Source organism: Haloarcula litorea (genome assembly GCF_029338195.1).
GTDB classification, from domain to species: Archaea; Halobacteriota; Halobacteria; order Halobacteriales; family Haloarculaceae; genus Haloarcula; species Haloarcula litorea.
In genome coordinates, this window is sequence record NZ_CP119779.1 from 563,237 (window position 1) to 585,611 (window position 22,375).

At 70.7% G+C, this 22,375-nt stretch carries 24 protein-coding genes and 1 pseudogene; 14 read left to right on the top strand and 11 right to left on the bottom strand.

Annotated elements, in window-relative coordinates:
• Positions 1-6 precede the first annotated feature (6 nt).
• Positions 7-783 (bottom strand): hypothetical protein, encoded by a 777-nt coding sequence (locus tag P0592_RS03055; RefSeq protein ID WP_276272797.1) that lies wholly within the window; start codon positions 781-783, stop codon positions 7-9.
• A gap of 37 nt (positions 784-820) precedes the next feature.
• The gene (locus P0592_RS03060) at positions 821-1,159 is read right to left on the bottom strand and encodes a cupin domain-containing protein (RefSeq protein WP_276272798.1); all 339 of its coding nucleotides are present in this window, start codon (positions 1,157-1,159) and stop codon (positions 821-823) included.
• 82 nt (positions 1,160-1,241) lie between these two features.
• Between P0592_RS03060 and P0592_RS03065 the strand changes: the two genes are divergently transcribed.
• Both P0592_RS03065 and P0592_RS03070 read left to right on the top strand, forming a co-directional pair.
• Positions 1,242-1,766, top strand: a complete 525-nt coding sequence (locus P0592_RS03065; protein WP_276272799.1) for a DUF5817 domain-containing protein — start codon at positions 1,242-1,244, stop codon at positions 1,764-1,766.
• Positions 1,763-2,113, top strand: a complete 351-nt coding sequence (locus tag P0592_RS03070; RefSeq protein ID WP_276272800.1) for a hypothetical protein — start codon at positions 1,763-1,765, stop codon at positions 2,111-2,113. The genes P0592_RS03065 and P0592_RS03070 overlap by 4 nt, the downstream gene beginning before the upstream one ends.
• On the opposite strand, the gene P0592_RS03075 is transcribed toward P0592_RS03070, so the two are convergent.
• From P0592_RS03075 to P0592_RS03085, 3 genes are all read right to left on the bottom strand, one after another.
• The gene (locus P0592_RS03075; protein WP_276272801.1) at positions 2,110-2,238 is read right to left on the bottom strand and encodes a hypothetical protein; all 129 of its coding nucleotides are present in this window, start codon (positions 2,236-2,238) and stop codon (positions 2,110-2,112) included. The two genes, P0592_RS03070 and P0592_RS03075, sit on opposite strands and share 4 nt — an antisense overlap.
• Positions 2,239-2,413: 175 nt before the next feature.
• Entirely contained in the window at positions 2,414-3,631 is a 1,218-nt protein-coding gene (gene hmgA, locus P0592_RS03080) for a hydroxymethylglutaryl-CoA reductase (NADPH) (protein WP_276272802.1), read from the bottom strand.
• 60 nt (positions 3,632-3,691) lie between these two features.
• Positions 3,692-4,459 carry a hypothetical protein gene (locus P0592_RS03085; protein ID WP_276272803.1) on the bottom strand — a complete coding sequence of 256 codons (768 nt, stop codon included), beginning with the start codon at positions 4,457-4,459 and terminating at the stop codon, positions 3,692-3,694.
• A gap of 140 nt (positions 4,460-4,599) precedes the next feature.
• On the opposite strand from P0592_RS03085, the gene P0592_RS03090 reads away from it, so the two are divergent.
• The gene (locus P0592_RS03090) at positions 4,600-6,114 is read left to right on the top strand and encodes an amidohydrolase (RefSeq protein WP_276272804.1); all 1,515 of its coding nucleotides are present in this window, start codon (positions 4,600-4,602) and stop codon (positions 6,112-6,114) included.
• Positions 6,115-6,232: 118 nt separating this feature from the next.
• Here the strand turns inward: P0592_RS03090 and P0592_RS20195 are convergent.
• Positions 6,233-6,640 (bottom strand): annotated as a pseudogene (locus P0592_RS20195) (alkaline phosphatase D family protein); the annotation flags it as partial.
• Between the two features lie 377 nt (positions 6,641-7,017).
• On the opposite strand from P0592_RS20195, the gene nadA reads away from it, so the two are divergent.
• From nadA to P0592_RS03115, 5 genes are all read left to right on the top strand, one after another.
• Entirely contained in the window at positions 7,018-8,139 is a 1,122-nt protein-coding gene (nadA, locus tag P0592_RS03095; protein WP_276272805.1) for a quinolinate synthase NadA, read from the top strand.
• Positions 8,140-8,141: 2 nt separating this feature from the next.
• Positions 8,142-9,725, top strand: coding sequence for an L-aspartate oxidase (locus tag P0592_RS03100; RefSeq protein WP_276272806.1), 1,584 nt, complete (start codon positions 8,142-8,144; stop codon positions 9,723-9,725).
• On the top strand, positions 9,725-10,540 hold the full coding sequence (gene nadC, locus P0592_RS03105; protein WP_276272807.1) for a carboxylating nicotinate-nucleotide diphosphorylase: 816 nt from the start codon (positions 9,725-9,727) through the stop codon (positions 10,538-10,540). The genes P0592_RS03100 and nadC overlap by 1 nt, the downstream gene beginning before the upstream one ends.
• Before the next feature lie 165 nt (positions 10,541-10,705).
• Positions 10,706-10,933: a DUF7557 family protein gene (locus tag P0592_RS03110; RefSeq protein ID WP_276272808.1), complete on the top strand. Its 228-nt coding sequence runs from the start codon at positions 10,706-10,708 to the stop codon at positions 10,931-10,933.
• Complete coding sequence (locus tag P0592_RS03115) at positions 10,930-11,337, top strand: type II toxin-antitoxin system VapC family toxin (protein ID WP_276272809.1); 408 nt, start codon at positions 10,930-10,932, stop codon at positions 11,335-11,337. The genes P0592_RS03110 and P0592_RS03115 overlap by 4 nt, the downstream gene beginning before the upstream one ends.
• 120 nt (positions 11,338-11,457) lie before the next feature.
• On the opposite strand, the gene P0592_RS03120 is transcribed toward P0592_RS03115, so the two are convergent.
• Positions 11,458-12,189 (bottom strand): bifunctional helix-turn-helix transcriptional regulator/GNAT family N-acetyltransferase, encoded by a 732-nt coding sequence (locus P0592_RS03120; protein WP_276272810.1) that lies wholly within the window; start codon positions 12,187-12,189, stop codon positions 11,458-11,460.
• A gap of 81 nt (positions 12,190-12,270) precedes the next feature.
• Between P0592_RS03120 and P0592_RS03125 the strand changes: the two genes are divergently transcribed.
• Positions 12,271-12,912 carry an RNA 2'-phosphotransferase gene (locus P0592_RS03125; RefSeq protein ID WP_276272811.1) on the top strand — a complete coding sequence of 214 codons (642 nt, stop codon included), beginning with the start codon at positions 12,271-12,273 and terminating at the stop codon, positions 12,910-12,912.
• A gap of 45 nt (positions 12,913-12,957) precedes the next feature.
• Here the strand turns inward: P0592_RS03125 and gpmI are convergent, their stop codons facing one another.
• The gene (gene gpmI / locus P0592_RS03130; RefSeq protein ID WP_276272812.1) at positions 12,958-14,523 is read right to left on the bottom strand and encodes a 2,3-bisphosphoglycerate-independent phosphoglycerate mutase; all 1,566 of its coding nucleotides are present in this window, start codon (positions 14,521-14,523) and stop codon (positions 12,958-12,960) included.
• Between the two features lie 232 nt (positions 14,524-14,755).
• Here gpmI and P0592_RS03135 point away from each other — a divergent pair, with 232 nt between their 5' ends.
• On the top strand, positions 14,756-15,148 hold the full coding sequence (locus P0592_RS03135; protein ID WP_276272813.1) for a DUF7522 family protein: 393 nt from the start codon (positions 14,756-14,758) through the stop codon (positions 15,146-15,148).
• 2 nt (positions 15,149-15,150) lie between these two features.
• On the opposite strand, the gene P0592_RS03140 is transcribed toward P0592_RS03135, so the two are convergent.
• Positions 15,151-16,068: a calcium/sodium antiporter gene (locus P0592_RS03140; RefSeq protein ID WP_276272814.1), complete on the bottom strand. Its 918-nt coding sequence runs from the start codon at positions 16,066-16,068 to the stop codon at positions 15,151-15,153.
• Positions 16,069-16,207: 139 nt separating this feature from the next.
• On the opposite strand from P0592_RS03140, the gene P0592_RS03145 reads away from it, so the two are divergent.
• Entirely contained in the window at positions 16,208-16,843 is a 636-nt protein-coding gene (locus P0592_RS03145; protein ID WP_276272815.1) for an IS6 family transposase, read from the top strand.
• Between the two features lie 55 nt (positions 16,844-16,898).
• The gene (locus P0592_RS03150) at positions 16,899-18,149 is read left to right on the top strand and encodes a DNA double-strand break repair nuclease NurA (protein WP_276272816.1); all 1,251 of its coding nucleotides are present in this window, start codon (positions 16,899-16,901) and stop codon (positions 18,147-18,149) included.
• 219 nt (positions 18,150-18,368) lie between these two features.
• On the opposite strand, the gene P0592_RS03155 is transcribed toward P0592_RS03150, so the two are convergent.
• Together P0592_RS03155 and P0592_RS03160 are read right to left on the bottom strand one after the other, a co-directional pair.
• Entirely contained in the window at positions 18,369-18,704 is a 336-nt protein-coding gene (locus P0592_RS03155) for a DUF7113 family protein (RefSeq protein WP_276272817.1), read from the bottom strand.
• Positions 18,705-18,813: 109 nt separating this feature from the next.
• Positions 18,814-19,605 (bottom strand): endonuclease/exonuclease/phosphatase family protein, encoded by a 792-nt coding sequence (locus P0592_RS03160; RefSeq protein WP_276272818.1) that lies wholly within the window; start codon positions 19,603-19,605, stop codon positions 18,814-18,816.
• Positions 19,606-19,691: 86 nt separating this feature from the next.
• Here P0592_RS03160 and P0592_RS03165 point away from each other — a divergent pair, with 86 nt between their 5' ends.
• The gene (locus P0592_RS03165; protein WP_276272819.1) at positions 19,692-21,491 is read left to right on the top strand and encodes an ATP-binding protein; all 1,800 of its coding nucleotides are present in this window, start codon (positions 19,692-19,694) and stop codon (positions 21,489-21,491) included.
• 126 nt (positions 21,492-21,617) lie between these two features.
• Positions 21,618-22,319, top strand: coding sequence for a Bax inhibitor-1 family protein (locus tag P0592_RS03170; RefSeq protein WP_276272820.1), 702 nt, complete (start codon positions 21,618-21,620; stop codon positions 22,317-22,319).
• Positions 22,320-22,375 lie beyond the last annotated feature (56 nt).

The window sequence follows — 22,375 nt, forward strand, 5'->3', positions numbered from 1 at the left end:
CGGCAGTCAGGCGTCCGTTCCCGTCTGGTTCGTCGATGTCTCGTTCCCCGCCGGGACCCACGCGGGTTCCGTGACCGTCGTCTCGCCGACGTCGACCACCGACAGGTCGAACCGGATCGTCGCCGTTCCCCCACCGCGGGACAGCGACCCCTCGTAGGTCACGACCAGCCGGCGGACGATCCCGTCCCGCACCAGGACCGTCAGCCGGCTGTCCCGGATGTCACCGAACCCGCGCGGGACCGGCAGCGATCCGGGGTCGCCGTCGGTGCCCGTCAGTCGCCGACCGGCGTCCGTCCGGGTCAGGTCGAACCCCTCGACCACGCGACCGAGGAACCGCGAGAGCGTCGGATCGTTCAGGACGAACCGGTTCCCCCGGCGGACAGCCGTCGACCCGTTGTCGAACGTCTGCCGGACGGCGGTCCCCGACGCGTCCCGCCAGAGCGTCCGGTTCGGGGCCGCCCGCGGGAAGGGGCCTGCGTACCGTCTGCTCCGCACGTACCGCTCCCCCTCGCCGACGACGATTCGGTCGCGGAGCGTCCCCGACGAGCCGTTCTCGTAGGTGGCGGTGAAGGACACGCGGATCGTGAACGTCCGGTTCCCGATGCCGCGCCGGTGGCGGCGCGCGAACCGCTCGCCGTCGACGTCGAGGTCGCCCGTCGCCGTCGGGACCGGAGCCGGCGTCGTCGGCGTGGCTGGCTGCTGCCGGTCGGCGGCGAGGGTCTGACACCCCGCGGTCAGACAGAGGACGGCACACAGGAGAACGGCGGGCCGGACGGCGGACACGTCCGAGCGTTCCGGACGGGCCGAGAAATGTCTTGTGTCAGTCGGCCCAGTCCGGGTCGGTCCGGGGCGGGCTGAACACGTCGATGCCGCTGACCGGCTCCTCGGTCCGGTTCTCGGCGCGGTGTGGCTCGCCGCCGGGGATCGCGTAGGAGTCGCCCGGGCCGACGACGAACTCCTCGCCGTCGACCGCGAAGGTGAACGTCCCGCGGACGACGTAACCGACCTGCTCGTGGTGGTGGCTGTGTTCGGGCACCTCGGCCCCGGGCTCGATGTGGAAGTGCTGGACGCTCATCGCCTCGCCGGCGGCCAGCGCCGTCAGGTGGACGCCGTCGACGGCCTCGACCGTCTCGCTGCCGGCCTGTGACACCTCGTGCATACCCGTCGTCTCCACGCCGACCCCCCTAAATCCCCCGGCGGCGACCCGAACGTTCAACCGCCGACGCGCCCTACCGGCAGGTATGTACGCGGTGGTCGGGTGCAGCGACTGTTCGGCGCTGTGGGTCGTCGAGGGCTCGCCGGAGACCACCCGGTGTCCACGCTGTGGCTCCCGGCGGCAACACGCCAAGCGCCGGACGTTCGTCGAGACGGACGACGAGGCCCACGCCCGGGAGGTGCGGGCCTCGATGCTCGCGAACCGCCAGGGCCACGGCGAGGACTACGCCGACCTCGACGACTACGAGACGCTGGGCGAACGGGCCGACGAGGCCGCCGTCGACGACGAGACCTACCTCGACGCGTCGGGGGTCGACAGCGAAGCCGTGGCGGCGGCCGGCGAGCGCGCCGAGCGGGGCGCGACGAGCGGGGGCAGCCGCAAGGAGACGGTGCTGGCGGCGCTGCGCGACCTCGACGCTCCCTCCGAGGACGAGGTGGTCGCCTACGCCGACGAGCGCGGCGTGCCCGCCGACTACACCCGGACCGCACTCGAGAAGCTGGTCCGGGCCGGCGAGGTCAGCGAGTCCCGCGGGGAGTACCGGCTGCTATGAGCACCGCGTCGCTGGACCTCGAACCCGGCCCCGCCGCGGTCGGCTCGCTCGTGGGCCTGGCGGGGCTGCTCTTCCTGCTGGTCCCCGTCGTGGGATCGGTCCCGGTCGCCGGGCGGGCGATTCCGCTGGTCGTCCTCTCGGCCGCGACGCTGGCGGTCGGGTTCGCGCTGGGGGCCCTCGTCTTCGCCCGCCGGGGTCGCCGCCTGTTCGCAATCGCACACGGCGTCTTCGGCGCGGCGTGGACGCTGCTGGTCGCGGGGCCGCTGCTGGGGAGCGAACCGCTGTTCTACGCCGGCGTCGTGGTGCTGCTCGCCGGCTGTGGCTTCCTGGCGAGCGAGTCCCGCTAGAGCCAGCCCAGCGCCCTCGCGAGGCCGACCAGCGCGGCGAGGGTCGTCGCGGCGAGCTTCAGGAGGTGGAGGAGTCGGTGCGCGTGCGCTACGAGCGACTCGGTGTCGCGCCGTGTGGGGGACATGGTGTGGCCGCGCCCGCGGGTGCTGCCCGACGGACGCGTCTCCGACTTGTGGCGCGCGGGCCATAAGCCGGAGCCACACCCGCGGAGCGGAACTGAAAGTGGAGCGGGGGCAAGATGCCGCTACTGCTCGCGCGTCACCCCGTTCCCCGCTCGTCTGCGAGGGCCGACTCCCTCGCTACCGACCGAGATCGGCGTGCGCCGACGAGAGGTGCCGCGAGGACAGCGCCGCCAGCAGGGAGAGTTCGCCCGCGAGCGCGCCGGCGGCGATGACCTCCGCGAGCGCGTCGGCGTTGCTGCCGGGCGGGTCGCCGCCGCCGCCGTAGCCCAGAACGTCCATCGCCTCGGACTGGGTCGGGAGGCCGGTGCCGCCGCCGACGGTGCCGACCTCCAGCGACGGCAGCGTCACGGAGGCGTACAGCCCCTCGGCCCGGTCGTCGACGGTCGTGATGGCGTTAGCCCCCTCGACGACCTGGGCGGCGTCCTGGCCCAGCGCGAGGAAGGCCGCGGCGACGGTGTTTGCGGCGTGGGCGTTGAACCCCAGCGACCCCGCCTTCGCCGAGCCGACGAGGTTCTTCCGGGTGTTGGCCTCGGCGATGGCCGCCGAGGTGGTGTCGAGGCGTTCCTCGACCTGCTCGTGGGGGATCAGCACGTCCGCTGCGACGGTCCGGCCCCGGCCCTCGACGGCGTTGATCGCGGCGGGCTTCTTGTCCGAGCAGAGGTTCCCCGACAGCGCGACCAGGTCCGCGGGCGTCTCGTCCTCGACGACGTCGCAGGCGGCCTCGGTGGCGATGGTGGCCATATTCATCCCCATCGCGTCCTTCGTGTCGTAGGAAAACCGCAGGAAGACGTTGTCCCCGACGACGTAGGGCGTCACGTCCTGCAGTTCGCCGTGGCTGGTCGTCGACTCGGCGGCCGCGGCCAGCTCGTCGACGTGTTCGCGGACCCACGCCGACACCTCGCCGGCCGCTGCGACGTCCTCGACCCGAAAGACCGGGGCGCGGGTCATCCCCGACTTCAGCACGCGGGCCGTCGCGCCGCCGGCCTGCCGGATGGTCGAGACGCCCCGGTTCACGGAGGCCACCAGCGCCCCCTCCGTCGTCGCCAGGGGGAGGTAGTGCTCGCCCTCGGCCGCGCCGCCGTCGATCGGCAGGGGGCCGACGACGCCCATCGGGACCTGGGCCGCGCCGACCATGTTCTCGATGTTGGGCTCCGCGTCGGCCGCGTCGAAGGCGTACTCCCCGACCGTCGAGAGGTCGGCACCCGTCTCCTCCCGCAGGAGGTGCCGGCGGGCCGCGGCGGCCGTCTCGGCGTCGGCGTGCTCTTCGAGTTCGTAGAGGCGCAACTCGCCCTCGCGGACCCGCTCGGCGAGGCGCTCGGCGTCCGTGTCGGTCATACAGGCGCGTCGGGGTGGAGGGCCCTAACAGTTGCTCCTTCGCGGCCGGGCAGATCGGGCTCACTCGTCGGACGGGAGTGCGTAGCAGGCGGTGCCGACGACCAGGTACCCGACGCCGGCGTCCCGGAGGGCCTGCGCCGTCGCGGCGGGGAGCGTCGACCCGTCCGTGTCGTAGTGTGCCCGTTCGATGGCCGCGTGGTGTGACTCGCCGAGGGCGAGTGGCGCGAGCGTGGGACAGTGCTCGTCGTCGGTCGGCCGCAGGGTGTGCACCTGCTCGTAGCCGAAGTCGGCGTGCCGTGTCCGCTCGAAGGCGTAGTACGTGCCGTTGGCCGCGAGGACGGTCCCGTTCGGCCGGTAGCCGCCCGCCGCCGAGGCGAAGGTGTACTCGCCCGACTCGATTGCCGAGCGGGCGTCCTCGCGGTGGTCGGCCGGCAGGGCCGAGACGTTCACGACGGTCTCGTTCCCCGGGTCGTCGACCGCCGACACGTCGTAGGTGTTCTCGTAGCCGCCGCCGCGCTGTTCGGTGTCGATCCGGTAGCCGGTCCCGTCGACGGTGAGACAGCCGAACGCGGCGAGGGGCTCCCAGACGCTCTCGCCGCCGACGGTCGTCGGGGCGTCGTCGGCCGCCAGCCGGACCGAGGCGGCCGCGTCGGGCAGCAGACCGACCGTGGCGGTGAACGGGACGGTGTCGGGCGGCACGGTCGAGAACGGGACGGGAGCCGGCGTGGGGGTCTGCGTCGCCGTCGCGTCGTCGCCGGGCCGGTCGAGACCGGCACAGCCGCCGAGGGCGGCGGCGAGGCTGGCGACGACCGCGCGTCTGGAGGGCATCAGCGGACCGACCGGAGGGCGGGGCAAGTGTCTTGGGGTGTCTGTGGGGAGCAGCCCCTCGCCCGTGCGGAACCGGTTCGGGCGACCGCCGCCGGACGGGTCGGAGGAACGGTTTTCTCCCCCGCCCCACTGGCTCCCGTATGGCCGATCGCGTGTTCACGAACTGCGAGGTCCGCCCGCGCCCCGGATCGGGGGAGACGGCCCGAGCCGTCGCCGTCACCGGCGATCGGATCGCCGCCGTCGGCGACCCGGACGAGATCGCACCGGCGAGCGCCGAGCGCGTCGACTGCGGCGGCGGGGTCCTCCTGCCGGGCTTCGTCGACGCCCACACCCACCTCGACGTGGTGGGGCGCAGGGCCGTCGAGGCCGACCTCGGCGGGGCCGACGGGCCGGACGACTGCGTCCACCGCCTCCTGGCGGCCGACGACGGCGACGGCTGGCTGCTGGGGTTCGGCTACGACGAGGGCGAGTGGGGCGGCCGGCGGCTCCGTGCCGCCGACCTCGACGCGGCGAGCACCGAGCGGCCGGTGGCGGCGTTCCGCGAGGACCTCCACACGGTGTCGGTCAACCACGCCGCGCTGGATCGGCTGGACCTCCCGGAGAGCGGCGTCGAGCGCGAGGACGGCGCGCCGACGGGCGTGCTCGTCGAGGAAGCCGCCGAGGCCGTCCTAGACGCCGTCGCGCCCGACCGCGAGCAGACCCGCGAGTACCTGCTGGCAGCCCAGGAGGTGGCACTCGCCGAGGGCGTCACGGCGGTCCACGACATGGTCCGGCGCTCGCACGCGCCGCGGGTGTACCGGGACCTCGATCTGAGTGGGGACCTCGCGTTGCGGGTCCGGCTGAACTACTGGCGGGACCACCTCGACGCCGTCCGCGAGGTGGGGCTGTCGACGAACCACGGGAGCGAGCGGGTCCGCACCGGCGCGATCAAGACGTTCGTCGACGGGGCACTCGGGTCGAGCACCGCCCGCCTGCGCGAGCCCTACAGCGACGGCGGCGACGAGGACGTCGGCGAGTGGCGACTCCCGCCCGCGGAGCTCCGGGAGCTGGTCGCCGAGGTGGCCGACGCCGACCTGCAACTGGCCGCCCACGCCATCGGCGACGCGGCCGTCGAGGTGGTACTGGAGACGGTAGCGGACGCCGCTGGCGACGACGCGGCGGCCGCGCGCCACCGGGTCGAACACGCCGAGGTACTGACCGGCGACCTGGTCGAGCGGCTGGCCGACAGCGACCTCGTGGTCTCCGCCCAGCCGAACTTCCACCGGTGGGCCGCGCCGGACGGCCTCTACGCCGACCGGCTCGGCGACCGGCGCGTCGAGACCAACCGCTTCCGGGACCTGCTGGACGCCGGCGCGACGCTGGCCTTCGGCAGCGACTGTATGCCGCTGGGACCGCTGTACGGGATCGAACGCGCCGTCACGGCCCCCGGGCCGGGCCAGCGACTCACCGTGGGCGAGGCGGTTCGTGCCTACACTCACGGCGGGGCCGTCGCGGGCTTCGACGAGGACCGGCTGGGGACCGTCGAGCCGGGGAAGCTGGCCGACTTCGCGGTGCTGGCCGAGTCGCCGTGGGCCGTCGGCGACGACGCCATCGCCGACGTCGACGTGACGCTGACCGTCTCCGGCGGCGAGGTCGTGTTCGACGACCGGCCCTGACCTCAGTCCAGTCGCTTCGGGGCGTACGCGTCGGCGGGACAGCGGGAGCGCGCGGCCGCCGGGCCGCGTCCGCCGAGTCGACGGTCTTGTCGACGGCGTAGGCGGTGTACGTGCAGGCCTCGGGGGTGAACTCGACGGTCGCGTACCCCCAGTCGTGGCTGTCGAAGAACGCGACGTGGGGGTTGAGCCGTCGGACGTCCCGCTGAACGAGACGGCGGACCCTGGGGTCGTCCGAGAGATCGAGCAGTTCTCTCAGGTTCTGGCTGGTGGCCGCGGGCGTCGTGAACTCGACGCCGTAGCGGCGATTCCCCTCGATGGTGCCCGCCAGCGCCGTGTGCACGTCGCCGGTCAGCGCCACCAGCGCGGCGTCGTCCTCGTCGGCGGCCCGCAGGACTCCGTCGCGCTCGACCGGGAACGCGTCCCAGGCGTTGAGGAAGTCGATCCCGGGCAGTTCGAGGGGGAAGCCCATCGCCAGCACCTCGTTGGCCCAGCCGGCCCACGTCGCGTCGCAGTCGGCCAGCCGGCCGGTGAACCACTCCGCTGGCGCTCCCCGAGTATCGTCTCGGTCAGGTCGTCGTCGGCCGCCGGGAGCGACCCCGCGGCCCGGGCGCGTGCGACCGTGCGGCGGCCGCGAGAACCGTCCGTCGGCCCTCGTCGATCCCGTCGGTGGGTCCCATACGGACCCGGTCGCACCTGTCTCGCAAAGTTGTCCGAGGGATAGCCGCGCCGTTCCCCGCGACAAGGCGAGCTTATCGGGCCGAGGCGGCGAGTCCGTGCTCCGTCGGTCTCCATCGGGGGCCATCGACCCGAGAGGGCATACACCGACCGGTATTGAAGATAAAATATTTTCAATACTGAGTTCTGAGTGACGAGTCACACACAGGTGGCACAACCGTGGCAGAAATGGAAACGGCTGAGTTCGAAACCGACCTCAGTCTCTTCAAGTACGACAACCTCGAACAGTTGCCCCCGGAGTACCGAGAGCTGAACGAAGACGAGCGAACGGAGCGCATCGAGCGGGCGCTCGGGGCGCTGGGCGACGACGTGGTCGTCCTGGGCCACAACTACCAGCGCCGCGAGATCGTCGAGCACGCCGACTTCGTCGGCGACTCCTACCAGTTGAGCAAGGAGGCCGCCGCCGCGGACGCCGACTACGTGATCTTCGGCGGCGTGACGTTCATGGCCGAGTCCGCCGACGTCATCACGGGCGACGACCAGAGCGTCATCCTGCCGTCGATGGAGGCCTCCTGCCCGATGGCCGGGATGGCCGAGGCCCTGCAAGTCGACGCCGCGTGGGCGGAACTGACCGCGGCGACCGACGAGGAGATCGTCCCGGTCACGTACATGAACAGCTACGCCGATCTGAAGGCCTTCTGTGCCGAACAGGGCGGACTGGTCTGTACGTCCTCGAACGCCGCCGACGCCTTCGAGTACGCGCTCGAACGGGGCGACAAGGTCCTCTTTCTCCCGGACAAGCACCTCGGGGAGAACACGGCCCACCGGCTCGGGATGGGAGACGAGATCGTCGAGTGGGACCCCTGGGACCCCGAGAGCACCAGCGCCGCGGAGGCCGTCGAGCACGACGTCGTCCTCTGGGAGGGGTACTGTCAGGTCCACGAGCGGTTCCGCGAGTCCCACGTCGAGGGGATTCGCGCCGACCACCCCGACGCCAACGTCATCGTCCACCCCGAGTGCCGCCGGGAGGTCGTCGAGGCCGCCGACGTGAGCGGGTCGACGGCGACCATCTGCGAGACCGTCGCCGAGGCCGACCCCGGCGACACCTGGGCCGTCGGCACGGAGATCCACCTGACGAACCACCTCCAGCGGTGGCACCCCGAGGTGAACGTCCTGCCGCTGTGTGGCGACGCCTGTATGGACTGCAACGCGATGCGACAGATCGACCCGAACTACCTGGCGTGGGTGCTGGAGGAGTTGGTCGCCGGGCGCGAGCGCAACGTGATCGAGGTCGCGCCCGAGGAGAAGGAACTGGCACAGGTCGCGCTCGACCGGATGCTGGAGATCTGACCATGGCGGACACGTCCGACGTGCTCGTCGTCGGGTCCGGCATCGCCGGGCTGGCGGCGGCACTCGCGGCCGCACGGAACGGGAGCGACGTGACGCTGGCGACGAAGGCGACCCGGCCCGAGGGCGCGTCCTCGTGGTGGGCCCGGGGCGGCATCGCCGTCTCGCGGGACGACCCCGAACAGTTCAAGCGGGACATCCTCGCGGCCAGCGACGACACCGCCGACCCCGGCGCGGTGGACGTGCTGGTCGAGAACGCGAACGACGCCGTCGAGGACGTCCTGTTCGAGACGCTCGATATCCAGTTCGACCGCGTCGAGCGACGCTCGACGGAGGCGGACGAGCGGGCGGCGACGCCCGCGAGTCGCGCGGCGCTCGATTACACCCGGGAGGCCGCCCACAGCGAGGACCGCATCCTCCACGTCGACGCGGCGACGGGCCGGCACGTCCACGTCCCGTTCCTGAACCACGTCGACGACCGCCCGGACGTCGATCTGCTGGACGACACCGCCGCGCTCGACCTGCTCCGCCACGAGGGGCGGGTCCACGGCGCGATGCTGGAGTCGGACGGCGAGGTGTGGCCCCACTTCGCCGGCGGCGTCGTCCTGGCGACCGGCGGCATCGGCGACCTCTACCCGCGGACGACCAACCCCGATCACGCGACCGGCGACGGCGTGGCGATGGCCGCGCTGGCCGGCGCGGACGTGGCGGACATGGAGTACGTGCAGTTCCACCCGACGGCGTGTGTCAGCGATCCACCCCGTGGTTCGAACGGCAGCGGTGAAGCCGCCGGCGGCGACGGCGTCGCCTTCCTCGTCAGCGAGGCGGTCCGCGGCGAGGGGGCGCTCCTGCGCAACGGCGACGGCGAGCGGTTCATGCCCGACTACCACGAGGCCGCCGAACTCGCGCCCCGGGACGTGGTCGCCCGCGCCGTCCAGACGGAACGCGAGGCCACCGGCGAGGTGCTGCTGGACGTCTCGCCGGTCGAGTTCGCCGACGAGTTCCCCGGGCTCGCCGAGCGCTGCGCGGACCACGATGTCGACTGGACCGACGGCATCCCGGTCGCGCCGGCCGAGCACTTCCTCTGTGGCGGCGTCGCGGTCGACGACCGGGGCCGGACGAGCCTCGGCCGGCTGTACGCCGTCGGGGAGTGTGCCCGGACGGGCGTCCACGGCGCGAACCGGCTGGCCTCCACGTCGCTGCTGGAGGGGCTGGTCTGGGGACTGCGGGCGGGCGAGGACGCCGCCGGCCGCTCGGTCGAGCGCATCGAGGCCCCGGACCTGCTGGAGCGGGACCCCGACCTGCCGGACGCCTTCGCCCGCGAGAAGTTCCACCGCCTGCGCCGGGTGATGGACGAGCGGTTGGGCGTCGAGCGCGACCCCGACGAGCTCGGACGGGCGATGGCCGTCCTCCGCCGGCTCAAAGGCGAGGTCGACGCCTACGTCCGCACCCGGACCTCGCGGTCGCTGTACGAACTGCGCAACGCGAGCGTGACGGCGCTGCTGGTCGCCCGCCACGCCGCCGACAACGACGAGAGCGTCGGCACGCACAACCTCGTGGACGGGGGAGCCACTCCCGCGGACGACTGATGATCCAGGACACAGACGTCGAACGGTGGCTCCGCGAGGACGTGGGCCACCACGACGTGACCAACGACGTGCCCGGCGACACGGCGGGGCGACTGGTCGCCAAAGAGGAGGGCGTCCTCGCGGGGACCGACGCCGCGCGGGCGGTGTTCGACTACCTGGGCGTGACCGTCACCGACTGCGCCGACGACGGCACACGCGTCGAGCCCGGCGACGTCGTCCTCCGGGTCGACGGGCCGGCCCGTCAGGTCCTCCGGGGAGAGCGCGTCGCCGCGAACCTCGTCGGCCACGCCTCGGGGGTCGCCACGCGGACCCGCGCGGCCGTCGACGAGGCCCGGAGCGTCGACGACGCGGTGCGGGTCGCGGCCACCCGGAAGACGACGCCCGGCCTGCGGGGGGTCGAGAAGCGCGCCGTCGCCGCCGGCGGCGGGGACACCCACCGGCTGGACCTCTCGCACATGGTGATGGTCAAGGACAACCACATCGCCGAACTGGGGCTGGAGGACGCCGTCGCCCAATTCCGCGAGCGGGCCTCCTTCGCCACGAAGCTGGACGTGGAGGTCGAGCGGCCCGCGGACGCCCCGCGTGCCGTGGCGGCGGGGGCCGACGTCGTCCTGCTGGACAACATGAGCGTCGCCGAGACCGAACGGGCGGTCGACCTCGTCGCGGCGGCCGACGGCGAGGCACTCACCGAGGCCAGCGGCGGCATCACCGTCGAGACGGCGGCCGACTACGCGGCGACCGGCGTCGACGTGCTCTCGATGGGGTCGCTGACTCACTCCGCGCCGGCGCTCGACTGCTCGTTCCGGACCGGCTAACAGTAGTTGTTAGCGCGATTTTTACTCTGGTGCGTTTCCTGCAACTGAAACGGCCGGATTGGTGCGTACAGACAATCTGCTGAGCGAATTGCGGACTCGCGACAAGTCGGTACTGCTGATTCTGGTGGCGAAATCACTAACCCAACTGAATACGTTGTATTCGATATGAGCTCATCAATCCGAATCTCGGACGAAACGAAAGCGAAGCTGGAAGCCGTAAAGCGTGAAGACGAAACGTTCGACGAGTTACTGGACCGGCTCGCAATCACTCGGACAGAGGAAGACGTTCGGGAAATGGCTGGATTCGCTGAAGAGGGCATCGAGGAACACATGAAACAGAAACGTGAGGACCTCAACGACTCGTTTGAGGGCTGGACAACGGGCCCAGAATGATTCTCCTCGACAATAATATCATCCGAAAGTACGCCCGGCCGGACCCGGATGAAGCTGTTCTCAACTATCTATCGGAGCACCGAACTGAACCGTGGGGTATCTCAGCACTCGTCCTCTTCGAATTTCTGTCCTACTACGACACGCAGTCAAGACAGCGCACGCGGCGAAGCCAGCTGACACGGGCTGTCGACAACGTGGTCAGCTTCGATGCCGACACTGCAGCCGAGGCGGCCAGCATGGAGACCTCACTCGAAGCCGCCGGTGTCTCACTCGACGATGTTGATCTGCTCATAGCCGCGACAGCGCGTCAACACCAAGCGACGTTCGTGACTGCCGACAGGGACGATTTCGACAAAACGCCGTTACACGAACTCATAGAGATCGACATCGTCAACACTTCCTAACTCCGTTTGTTTCGCGCCAATACGTTTGAGCTATCCGCTCACTACGCACGCCTACTGAACAGGCGTTTCATCCCTCTCACTGAATGAAGAAACCGTATTGGCAACTACTGCTGGACCGACTCAGAGGTCCCGGGCGAGCATCGTCTCGTCGACGAGGTCGCCGTCGAGCTCGTAGTGGTCGGCCCGGACCGCCTCGACGGTCCACCCCGCGCCGAGCAGGAACTCGATGGCCCGCTCGTTGCAGGCGGGGACGCTGTTGTACACCTTCCGGCAGCCGCGGGCGGCGGCCCACTCGACGCCCCGCTGGAGCAGGTGGCTCCCGATGCCGTGGCGGCGGTACTCCGAGAGGACGCCCAGCGTGAGTTCCGCCGTGTTCGAGAGGTGGTCGGCGTCGGGCGTCGTGACGTGGCACCAGCCGACCACGTCGTCCTCGACGGTGGCCACGAACAGGACCCGACACTCCGTCGGGTTCCGCCGGACGACGGTCTCCTCGTAGACCAGTCGGTCGGCGACGCTGCTGGCGACGACGTAGCAACACTCGTCCGTGATCGTCCGGATGACGCCGACGACGCCCGAGATGTCGGCGGGTCGGGCGGGACGGATGGTGTAGGCCACGCCGGCCTCGCGGTGCTCGACGGCCTCGCCGCTGTCCAGCGCGACGACGAGGCGGCCCTCGTCGGTCTCCGCGAGGAGCGCGTCCCGCTTGAGGATCGCGAGGTGGTGCTGGAACGACTCCGGATCGGTCCCGACGGCGTCGGCGACGACCGAGGGCTCGACCGGGCCGTGGCGCTCGACGTACCGGTAGACTGTCCGGCGTTCGTCGTCGTCCGCCAGGTCCGTGGGGGACGCCATTTGCGAGTAGTGGTCGCCCGAGTCCCATCAAACCGGGGGCTTCGCGAGGGACTTATCACCGTCGCCGACGGACGCCCGGCCGTGCCACCGACGGTCCGAGCGTGTCCCGAGCACGGCTTCTTCGCGGGCGAAGACTGCCCCGGCTGCGGCAGCGTCGGCCGCGCGGTCCTGACCGGGGATCGACGCCGCCGGCTCTCGAAGTTCGTCTCCGGCGCGCTCCGGCACTTCCCCGAGGACGCCGGACTCGAACTGGACGAGGCCGGCTGGACCGACTTCGACGCGCTGGTCGCGGCCGTCGAGTCGAAGTACGACTGGGCCGACCGGGAGGCGCTGGCCGCCGTCGTCGCGACGGACCCGAAGGGCCGGTTCGAGCGCACCGGCGGCGACGACGACCGGGTCCGGGCGGCCTACGGTCACTCCGTCGACGTGACGCTCGACGACGGCGACGGCCCCGTGCCGGACACGCTGTACCACGGGACCCCGGCCCGGAACCTCGACGCCATCCAGGAGGAGGGACTGCGCCCGATGGGTCGCCAGCAGGTCCACCTCTCGGGGAGCGTCGCCGACGCCCGCGACGTGGGCCGCCGGCACGCCGACGACCCGGTCGTGCTGGCGGTCGACGCGGCGGCGCTGGAGGCGGACGGCCACGCGGTCACTCGCCGCGGCGAGTCGACCTACACCACCGACCGCGTCCCGCCGGCGTACCTCTCGCGACGCGACTGACGCGGTCACGGGACGACGGCGGCGGCCACAGACCCGGTCGCGGGATCAGTCCTCGACCAGCGACTCGCCGGTCATCGCCGCGGGCTTGTCGACGGCAAGCAGCGCCAGCATCGTCGGGGCCAGGTCCGCGAGCGTCCCGCCGTCCCGGGCGCGCTTGCCGCCGGCGGTGCCGTCGGGGCCGAGGTAGACGAACGGGACCGGATTCGTCGTGTGGGCGGTGTGGGGGTCCTCGACGGTCCCCATGTCGTCGGCGTTGCCGTGGTCGGCGGTGACCAGGACGTGCCCGCCCGCGGCGGTGATCGCCTCGACCAGCCGGCCCAGTTGCTCGTCGACGGCCTCGACGGCGGCCACCGCGGCGTCGAAGTCGCCCGTGTGGCCCACCATGTCCGGGTTCGCGTAGTTGAGCACCAGCGCGTCGGGGTCCTCGGACTCGATGACCTCGATGGCCGTGTCCGTCACCTCGGGCGCGCTCATCTCGGGCTGTTGGTCGTAGGTGGGGACGTCCGGGCTCTCGATGATGTGGCGCAGCTCGCCGTCGAACTCCACCTCGCGGCCGCCGTTGAGGAAGTAGGTGACGTGGGCGTACTTCTCGGTCTCGGCCAGCCGGAGCTGTGTCAGGCCGGCCTCGGAGAGCACCTCGCCCAGCACGTCCGCGGGCTGGTTCGGCGGGAAGGCGACGGGCACGTCGAAGGTCTCGTCGTACTGGGTCATCGTCACCAGTCGAACGTCGGGCGGCGAGGTGTCGGCCCCCCAGTCCTCTGGACGGATGTCACCGAGCATCCGGGTGAGCTGTCGGGCGCGGTCCGACCGGAAGTTGAAGAAGACCGCCGCGTCGCCGTCGGCCATCCCGTCGTAGTCGCCGACGACCGTGGGCTCGACGAACTCGTCGGTGGTGTCCCGGGCGTAGGAGTCGGTGGCGGCCGCGACGGCCGTCTCGGCGTGGTGGTCGCCCTCGGCGTCGACGACCGCGTCGTAGGCCCGTCGGGTCCGGTCCCAGTTCTGGTCCCGATCCATCGCGTAGTAGCGGCCCGTCACCGTCGCGACGTGGCTGGTCCCGTGGGCCTCGGCGTGGGCCGCCAGGTCCGCGAGGTACCCCTCGCCGCCGGTCGGCGAGGTGTCCCGGCCGTCGGTGAAGGCGTGGGTGACCGCCTCGGTGCCGCGCTCGCCGGCGAGCTCGATCAGCGCGTGGAGGTGGTCCTGGTAGGAGTGGACGCCCCCGTCCGAGACCAGCCCCAGGAAGTGGACGCGGCCGCCGTGTTCCTCGGCGTACTCGAAGGCCGACAGGATCGTCTCGTTCTCGAAGAACGGCGGGTCGCCCGTCTCGTCGTCCCCCTCGTCGAGCTCCCCCCGCGAGCGGGCGATGCTGTCGCTGACCCGGGCGGAGTCCTGCTTGACGACGCGGCCGGCCCCGATGTTGAGGTGGCCGACCTCGGAGTTGCCCATCTGTCCCTCCGGGAGCCCGACCCGGCGACCGTGGGTGGTCAGCGTCGAGTGCGCGCCGGCGTCCCAGAAGCGGTCGAAGTTCGGCGTGTCGGCGGCGGCCACGGCGTCTCGGACGTTCTCGTCCGGGTTCAGCCCCCAGCCGTCGAGGATGACGAGCCCGACTTGCATACCTGTGGGGTCGCCCGACCCGCGTAATAGCCCTTCGGTCGCTGGCAACCCGTGACCGTCGGTGTCGGCACCGAGCGCTCCGGGTGCGGGGAGACCGACCGGGACGAGAGCACCCCCGACCGCCCGTCTCTGACGAGTCCGGCGCTGGAGTCGCGTCGACACGGACGGAGAGCGGAACCGACCGCTGGCCGCGAACCACGACGTTAAGAGGGTGGGCCGTCACCCTCCGGGCATGACGCGCAACATCCTCTCGGACGACCTCGCCGACAGCATCGTCACCACGGCGCGGACGGCGACGGGGGACTCGCTGCGGTCGGTCACCTACTTCACGCGGGCGAACTTCGAGCAACTATACCTGCGGGAGGACCTCGAACGGGACGCGGACCTCAACGACTTCGTGGGCCACGAGTGGCAGGGCTACAAACAGACCAAGAACGCCTACCAGAACTCCGAGCTCGGGGAGTACAAGTTCACCGTCCGGGCGTTCGAGAACGGCTACCTCCTGCGGGCGACCACGGAGCGACAGGGCGTGCTCATCACCACCGACGGGCTCTCGATGAACTCCTACGAGGAGATCGCCGAGGCCATCGAGCGGCTCCTGCGCGAGGAGTCGGGCAAGGAGTAGCGCTACACCAGACTCAGCGCCCAGTTGACCGCGTTCAGCAGCACGAGCAACGCGCCCTCCAGCCGCGAGAGCGTCGTCTCCGTGTAGAACAGCACCGTCACCAGCACCGTCACGCCGAGCAGCCACGCGGTCCCCTCGACGCCGACCGGCGCGACAGCGAGGGGGCTGACGATGGCCGCGAGTCCGAGCACGCCCAGGAGATTGAAGACGCAACTGCCGACGACGTTGCCCGCCGAGAGCCCGGTCCGGCCACGCCGGGCGGCCGCCATCGAGGTGGCGAACTCCGGGAGCGACGTGCCGGCGGCGACGACGGTGATCCCGATGGCCCACTCGGAGATCCCGGCGGCGAGGGCGATGTCGACGGCCGCGACGACGAGCAGGTGGCCGCCGCCGACGACGAGCGCGAGCCCGACCGCCAGTCGGACAACGTCCAGCGGGCCGGCGGCCTCCGGGGCGGCGGCGACGCCGTCGTCGTCCGCGCTCCGCGCGAGGACGGCGAGGTAGGCGACGAGACAGCCGAACAGGACCGCCCCCTCGACCGCGGCGAGGCGGCCGTCGGCGACGAACGCGAGCAGGAGCGCCGTCGACCCGACCATCAGCAGCGCGTCCCGGCGGACGAACGCCAGCGACGAGGGCAGTGCCTTGACGACCGCGACCCCGCCGAGGATGAACCCGAGGTTCAGGACGTTCGAGCCGACGGCGTTCGCCACCGAGATGTCGCTGCGGCCCGCGAGCGCCGCGTCGATGGTGACGGCGAACTCCGGCGCGGAGGTGCCGAAGGCGACGACGGTGAGGCCGACGACGACGCCGGGAACCCCCAGCCGGCGGGCGAGCCGGCTCGCGCCGGTGACGAACTGCCCGGCCCCGAACCAGAGGGCGACGACGGCGACGGCGACGAACAGAACGTCGAAGAGGACCACGTCAGTACCACCTCGAAGTGGCGAGACTGGATCGGACGTCCGGTGACACGGGTCCCGCTACCGACACCAGCGGCCTAACTGTTGTGGGCCGTGTTTAGTTAAGCGTGAAAAGTGAGGCGGGAGAATTTCTTGCTGGTCTATGGCAGAAATCGCCCGCCTCAGTGGTAGTAGAGGGTGGATTGATTTGGATTTTGTGGAGCGCGAGCGGACACCCGAGCCAGCGATGGCGCTGGGTATTCAATCCCACTTTGCGGGGTTGTCACTGTCGAATACCGTTGAATTACTCGATTGTTTGGGTGTCCAACGCAGTCGCAAAGCAATCCACGATTGGGTGCAGAAAGCCGATTTACAGCCCGAATCGGGGAAATCGCCGACTCAGATCGCGCTCGACGAAACAGTGATTCGCATCAACGACCAGCAGTTCTGGCTGTACGCTGCTGCCGATCCACAGTCGAACGACCTGCTTCACGTCTGCCTCTTTACCACAACTACGACCGCTCTGACGGAAATTTTCCTGCGCGAACTCCGGCAAAAGCACGATGTCGAATCCGCCGTATTTCTCGTTGACGGCGCGAAACACCTCCAAACTGCACTGCAACGAGCTGGCCTCCGATTTCAGATACGTCACCACGGAAATCGGAACGCCGTCGAACGGATTTTTCGAGAGTTGAAGCGCCGAACCTCGTCGTTCTCGAACTGCTTCAGCCACGTCGAACCAGAAACAGCCGAAACGTGGTTGCAGAGCTTCGCTCGATGGCTTAATGCTACTAACTAAACACTACCCTGTTGTGCCCCACCAGAGTTATGCCGGCCCCAGCGGACCCACGCGTATGACGCTGGACCCGGTACACGTCGACGGCATCGCGCAGCTGGCCGGGCAGGTGCGCGAGACCGTCGAGACGAGCGACCAGGACGCGGCCGCCGAGCGGGCCTGGACGGAGTTCCTCGACCCGCTGTACGACGAGGGCGACGAGGTGCTGACGCCGCTTGGCGAGCGGTGCCGCCGGAAGGTCGCCGTCGAGGACATCGCGCTGGCGGACCCACCCTTTCCGACCCAGCACGGGCTGGACTCGGGGACGATCAACCCCACGACGTTCAAGAACGGGCTGGTCATCGACGTGGCCCAGGCCGCGATGAGCGCGACGCCCTCCGACGTCGACCTCCACCGCGGCCGGACGATCATCATGGCCGTCCACTCAAACGACGCGACGGTCACGGTCGGCGGCGACTGGCAGGGCGGGGACCGGGGGTACGCCAAGCGGCGGGTACTGGACGTCCCGCAGGTCGACCGCTACGAGCAGCGGGTCGTCCACGCGCTGGCGCTGTACCTCGCCGAGAGCCAGCACGCCCTGACCAACGCCGAGGTGGTCGAGGACCTGTTCGTACTCGACGGCCCGATCTACCCGACCGGCCTCCTGCGGTGGGCCGACCGCGAGACGGAACTCGCGGAGGTGCTCGCGGAGGACGACCGCCCCAAGACCGTCGTCGGCAACTACGTCGAACTGGTCGAGCGGTTCGTCGAGCGGGACGTCCCGCTGGTGGGGTTCGTCAAGAACTCCTCGGCGAAGGCGATCACGCGGACCGTCCGCAAGAAGGCCAACGCCCCCTGGACGAACGACGACGCCTTCTTCCGGCGGGTGCTGGAGCGCCGGGACGACGACGGCGAGCTGCTGACCGGCTCGCTCACCTGTACCAACTGGTTCCGCTCGAAGACCGGGACCGACCGCGTGATGGCCGCCGACGGGGACGCGATGGGCATCGAGCGGAGCCTCGACCCGGAGGCCTACGAAGTGACGTTCTTCGCGGTCTACGACCCCCGGACGGACCTCGTGTTCCGCGTCGAGGCCCCCTACGCGTTCACCCGCGACGAGGAGCGCCGCGAGAGGCTGACCCGGCAGATCCTCCACGACGTGGCCGCCGAGCGCGGCCCGCCGCTTTCGGTGGCGAAGGCCGACGAGCTCGCGAGCATCGACCGGCAGGGCAGCGAGGAGCTCACCCGCCGCATCGAGCGGGAGTTCGAGACCGACCGACAGAAGAGCTACGACGACACGCGCTGGGGGGCCGTCGACGAGGCGTTCTGAGCGGCGAGGGGCGACGACCGAACGAAGTGAGGGAAGTCGGCCCTCGAAGCGACGCGGCGACCAGCGGGAGCCGCGGAGCGGGAGCGAGGCCGCGCCAGCGGGAGCCGCGGAGCGGGAGCGAGGCCGCGCCAGCGGCCTCGGGATGTCGAGCGGACGTGCCCGCGAGACAGCGACCCGCGACGCGAAACGGTGACCGCCGGGAGCGGTGAACCCCGTCGCTCAGGCGTCCGCGGCCTGGATCACCGACACCTCGACCTCGGCCTCGGGGACCCCGAGACGGGCGAACTGCGTCCGGACGTGGTCTTTCGCGGCCTCGACGGCCGTCTCGCGGTCGCGGAACCCCCGCGGGAGCGGCGACTCGAAGCCGACCCTGACCTCCCGGTCGCCGAGTCGCTGGACCTGGCCGCCGCTCTCGACCTCGTAGAACGCGTCACAGATCCAGACGTACGGCGACCCCTCGTCCGGTGCCCCGCTGAACGACGGCGGTTCCTCACCCGGTTCGTACAGCGTTCCGGTCAGTCCGGCACCCCCGGCCGTCCCGCGAACGTACAGCATACCCGGAGTGAGGCGGCCGGCGGACAAAAGCCTCCCCACGAAACGCTTTTGTCCCGTGCGTGTGGTGCGGTGCCACACGGCACACCTCGCACGGATCGTGCTGGAGCCGTCAGGGGCGGCAGTCCACGACGACCGGGAGGTGATCGGAGGCGAAGTGGTCGTCGTCGCGGTCCGTGACCGCCGCCCGGCTCCTCACCTGGACGTCGTCGCTGACGAACACGTGGTCGATGCCCATTCCGGGAATCAGGTCGTGGAAGTCGGTCCGCGTCGTCGACGGGCCGTGACGGAAGTCGGCGACCGAGCGGGCGTCCCGGAGCTCGCGGCCGTCCGGGAGCGCGTGGCCGGCCGCGCGCTCGTGGGCCGGGTCGCCGGCGACGCAGTTGAAGTCGCCCCCGACCAGCACCGGGTCCCCGCGAGCCAGTTCGTCCATCCGCGAGAGCGCGAGGGCGATCCCGCGCCGGCGCGCCCGCTCGCCCTCGTGGTCGAGGTGCGTGTTCAGGTAGAGGATCGCCTCGTCGCCGGCCCGCTCCCGGAGGCGCGCCCACGTCGCGACCCGGGGGTGTTTGGCGTCCCAACCGACGCTGCCGGGCCGGTCGGGCGTCTCCGAGAGCCAGAAGGTCTCCGTCCCGCGGCAGTCGAACCGCCCCTCGCGGTAGCCGACGGCGGTGAACTCCCCGCCGGCCTCGACGGTGTCACGCGGGTCCCCGACCCACTCGTAGTCGGGCAACAGCACCTCCAGTTCGCGGATCTGGTGGGCCTGTGCCTCCTGGAGCCCGATCAGGTCGGGGTCGTGGTAGCGGATCGTGTCGGCCACCAGCCGACGGCGGTGCACCCAACTGTCCAGCCCGTCCCCGGCCGAGTCGAACCGAACGTTGAACGACATCACCCGCAAGGGGTCCATACCGACCCTGAACCGGCCACCGTCGTAAGGCTTCAGGTTCGCCGCGGGGGGAAAAGGTGTTAGTCCCCGGCTACCCTGTTCCGGGTATGTCCGACCTCGGGGACTTCACCGAATTCGACGGTGGAGACGACGACGGCGATCCGCCGGCCGAACGGGAGTCGACCGCGGAGACCGACGCGACCGACGACTTCGAGGACATCGACACCGGACCGGCCGGCACCGACACCGGCCTGGGCGTCCTCTCGGCGTCGAACGGCCTGCGGATCAGCGAGGAGGACGACGAGTGCGTCCTCCGGGCGTACGTCACCGCCGCCAACCGCTCGGCGGTCCGCATCGGGAAGTACCTCCTCGTCCCCTACCCCGACGGGGAACGGCTGTTCTGTCGCATCTCGGCCCTGGAGTACGCCCAGGAGTTCCGGGCCGACGACGCCACCGAGATCCACGCCCGGCGGGCGATGCGCCAGCAGGGCATCGACGAACAGGACTTCAAGTTCATCGCCGAGCTGGAGCCACTCGCCGTCCTCTACGAGGAGGGCGGGGAGCTGAAGCGCCGGATGACCGACCGCGTGCCGAAGCCCGAGACGGTCGTCCGCGCGGCCACCGACCAGTCGGAGATCAAGACCGGGCTGAAGATCCCCGAGGACGGCGTCTTCCTCGGCCACCTCTCGGTCGGGGGCGAGAAGGTCCGGACCAGCGCCGAACCGCCCACCATCGACTACCGGCTGAAAGACGACTACGAAGACGGCGACCCGCTCGTGTTCCGGCACACGCTCGTCGCCGGCGGCACGGGGTCGGGGAAGACCCACGCCTCGAAGAACGTCCTCCGGCAGTACCTCGGGCGCACCTACGCGATGGGGGACGGCCGCACCCCCGAACTCGCCGTCGTCCAGTTCGACCCCCAGGACGAGTACGCCCAGATGCACGACGACAACCCCGCGATGACCGACGAGTTCGCCCGGCGCTGCGAGCGCGAGGGGGTCGCCCACGGCGGCTACGACGACACCAAGGCGTTCGTCCCGAAGGTCGCGGGGACCGACTACAGCGCCAGTCACCACCGCGCCGAGCAGGTCGAGTTCACCATCCCGTTCTCGCTGGTGTACGAGAACCCCTGGCTCATCGCCGGCTCCAGCCTCAACGACAACCAGTACGGCGCGCTGGTCAACACGTTCCTGCCCCGCTTCGAGCGCCAGTACGGCCGCTCGGGCACCTACGACGAGTTCACCACCTTCCTCGACGACCCCGCGCTGAAGGAGGAACTCCACGAGGCCGGCGACGTCCACGAGGCCACGTTCGACGCCGTCAAGCGGCGGGTCCGCGGCTTCGGCGACGTGTTCGATCAGGACGCCGAGCCGATCACCGAGCAGGTCTCACAGTTCGTCCGGGCCGGCGGCCTGACGGTCATCCCCACCTACCACATCACCGACTCCCGAACGGCCTCGACGATCGTGCTCGCGGTCGCCAGCCTGCTCATCGACCAGAAGCTCTCGAACAGCCCCCGCTACGACCGCATCAAGGAGACCCCGCTCGTCCTGGGGATGGACGAGGCCCACAACTTCCTGACCGACGCCGACAGCGTCCAGGCCCGGAAGGTCATCGGGAAGTTCACCGAGGCCGCCAAGCAGGGCCGCAAGGAGCGGCTCGGGCTGTACCTCATCACGCAGGACCCCCAGGACATCGCCGACCCCGTGTTCAAGCAGATCAACACGACGATGGTGCTCAATCTGGGCGACGAGGACGCCATCTCCGCAGTGAACATCCCCTCGAACCTCGAGTCGAAGGTGCCCTACATGGAGAAGGGCCAGCGCGTGGTCTACTCGCCGGACAACTCCGAACCGGTCGAGTGCATCGGGCTCTCGACCTGCGTGACCCGTCACGGGCGGGACTGAGCGCGGCGGTAGCGGGCGGTCGGCGCGGCCCGCTGTGGCGTCGGTCGGCGCAGTGCCGCCGTCGGGCCGGTCGTCGCGGGTCGCGGGCAAAAGGCCCATGTGTCGGAGTCGAGTTGGTCCGACCGTATGAGTGGGACCTTCGAGCAGTCGCGCGCGACGCCCGGCCGTACCGCGGACCGGAACATCACCAAGATCGTCGGGATGGGGACGGCGCTGGTCGCCGCCAACATCCTCCTGATGCTGGCGCTGTCGTACACTCCCATCGCGCCGCTGGGCGCGGCGCTGTTCTCGAACTTCTTCGTCGGCATCGCCGTCTTCGCCGTCTCCGTCGGGGGCGGCTACTGGGTCGCGAACGAGGGCCTCCAGCGGGACAGCACGGGACTGGCCGGTGCCGGCGTCGCCCTGATCCAGGCGGGCTACGGCCTGTTCGGGGCCGCCATCCTCTACGCCTTCGGGAGCGGCCTGCGCGTGCCCGCGCTGGGCATCACCACCGTCATCACCGGCCTCGTCACCGCCGGGATCACCCTCGTCGTCTTCAGGACCGACCACGACTTCTCGGGCTGGCAGCGCTACTCCTTCGGCTTCTTCATCGGGGGCATCGCCGTCGGCGCGGTCGGGGCCTTCGTCGCTCCCGTCCTGCTGTTCGTCGCCGGCCTGCTGTTCTTCCTGGGCTTCGTCGTCGACCTGACCTACGAGATCTGGGCCGTCAAGGAGAACCGCTACGCCAGCGACCTCCGGAACGCCATCGGTATCTACGTCGCCGTGATGGGCGTGTTCGTCCACGTCCTCCAGTGGGTTCTGCAGGTCCTCTCGGTGCTGGATCAGTAGCGGCCGTCGATCCTGTCACCGACTTCTCGACGACTCTCGTACCCCGAAGCTGCCCG

Coding starts and splice junctions, on each gene's coding strand:
- P0592_RS03110 (WP_276272808.1), top strand. CDS start 10,706: ATGAGCTCATCAATCCGAATCTCGGACGAAACGAAAGCGAAGCTGGAA.
- P0592_RS03070 (WP_276272800.1), top strand. CDS start 1,763: ATGAGCACCGCGTCGCTGGACCTCGAACCCGGCCCCGCCGCGGTCGGC.
- P0592_RS03100 (WP_276272806.1), top strand. CDS start 8,142: ATGGCGGACACGTCCGACGTGCTCGTCGTCGGGTCCGGCATCGCCGGG.
- P0592_RS03060 (WP_276272798.1), bottom strand. CDS start 1,159: ATGCACGAGGTGTCACAGGCCGGCAGCGAGACGGTCGAGGCCGTCGAC.
- P0592_RS03075 (WP_276272801.1), bottom strand. CDS start 2,238: ATGTCCCCCACACGGCGCGACACCGAGTCGCTCGTAGCGCACGCGCAC.
- P0592_RS03135 (WP_276272813.1), top strand. CDS start 14,756: ATGACGCGCAACATCCTCTCGGACGACCTCGCCGACAGCATCGTCACC.
- P0592_RS03085 (WP_276272803.1), bottom strand. CDS start 4,459: ATGCCCTCCAGACGCGCGGTCGTCGCCAGCCTCGCCGCCGCCCTCGGC.
- nadA (WP_276272805.1), top strand. CDS start 7,018: ATGGAAACGGCTGAGTTCGAAACCGACCTCAGTCTCTTCAAGTACGAC.
- P0592_RS03090 (WP_276272804.1), top strand. CDS start 4,600: ATGGCCGATCGCGTGTTCACGAACTGCGAGGTCCGCCCGCGCCCCGGA.
- P0592_RS03165 (WP_276272819.1), top strand. CDS start 19,692: ATGTCCGACCTCGGGGACTTCACCGAATTCGACGGTGGAGACGACGAC.
- nadC (WP_276272807.1), top strand. CDS start 9,725: ATGATCCAGGACACAGACGTCGAACGGTGGCTCCGCGAGGACGTGGGC.
- P0592_RS03160 (WP_276272818.1), bottom strand. CDS start 19,605: ATGGACCCCTTGCGGGTGATGTCGTTCAACGTTCGGTTCGACTCGGCC.
- P0592_RS03120 (WP_276272810.1), bottom strand. CDS start 12,189: ATGGCGTCCCCCACGGACCTGGCGGACGACGACGAACGCCGGACAGTC.
- P0592_RS03115 (WP_276272809.1), top strand. CDS start 10,930: ATGATTCTCCTCGACAATAATATCATCCGAAAGTACGCCCGGCCGGAC.
- P0592_RS03170 (WP_276272820.1), top strand. CDS start 21,618: ATGAGTGGGACCTTCGAGCAGTCGCGCGCGACGCCCGGCCGTACCGCG.
- P0592_RS03145 (WP_276272815.1), top strand. CDS start 16,208: ATGGCAGAAATCGCCCGCCTCAGTGGTAGTAGAGGGTGGATTGATTTG.
- gpmI (WP_276272812.1), bottom strand. CDS start 14,523: ATGCAAGTCGGGCTCGTCATCCTCGACGGCTGGGGGCTGAACCCGGAC.
- P0592_RS03155 (WP_276272817.1), bottom strand. CDS start 18,704: ATGCTGTACGTTCGCGGGACGGCCGGGGGTGCCGGACTGACCGGAACG.
- P0592_RS03150 (WP_276272816.1), top strand. CDS start 16,899: ATGACGCTGGACCCGGTACACGTCGACGGCATCGCGCAGCTGGCCGGG.
- hmgA (WP_276272802.1), bottom strand. CDS start 3,631: ATGACCGACACGGACGCCGAGCGCCTCGCCGAGCGGGTCCGCGAGGGC.
- P0592_RS03065 (WP_276272799.1), top strand. CDS start 1,242: ATGTACGCGGTGGTCGGGTGCAGCGACTGTTCGGCGCTGTGGGTCGTC.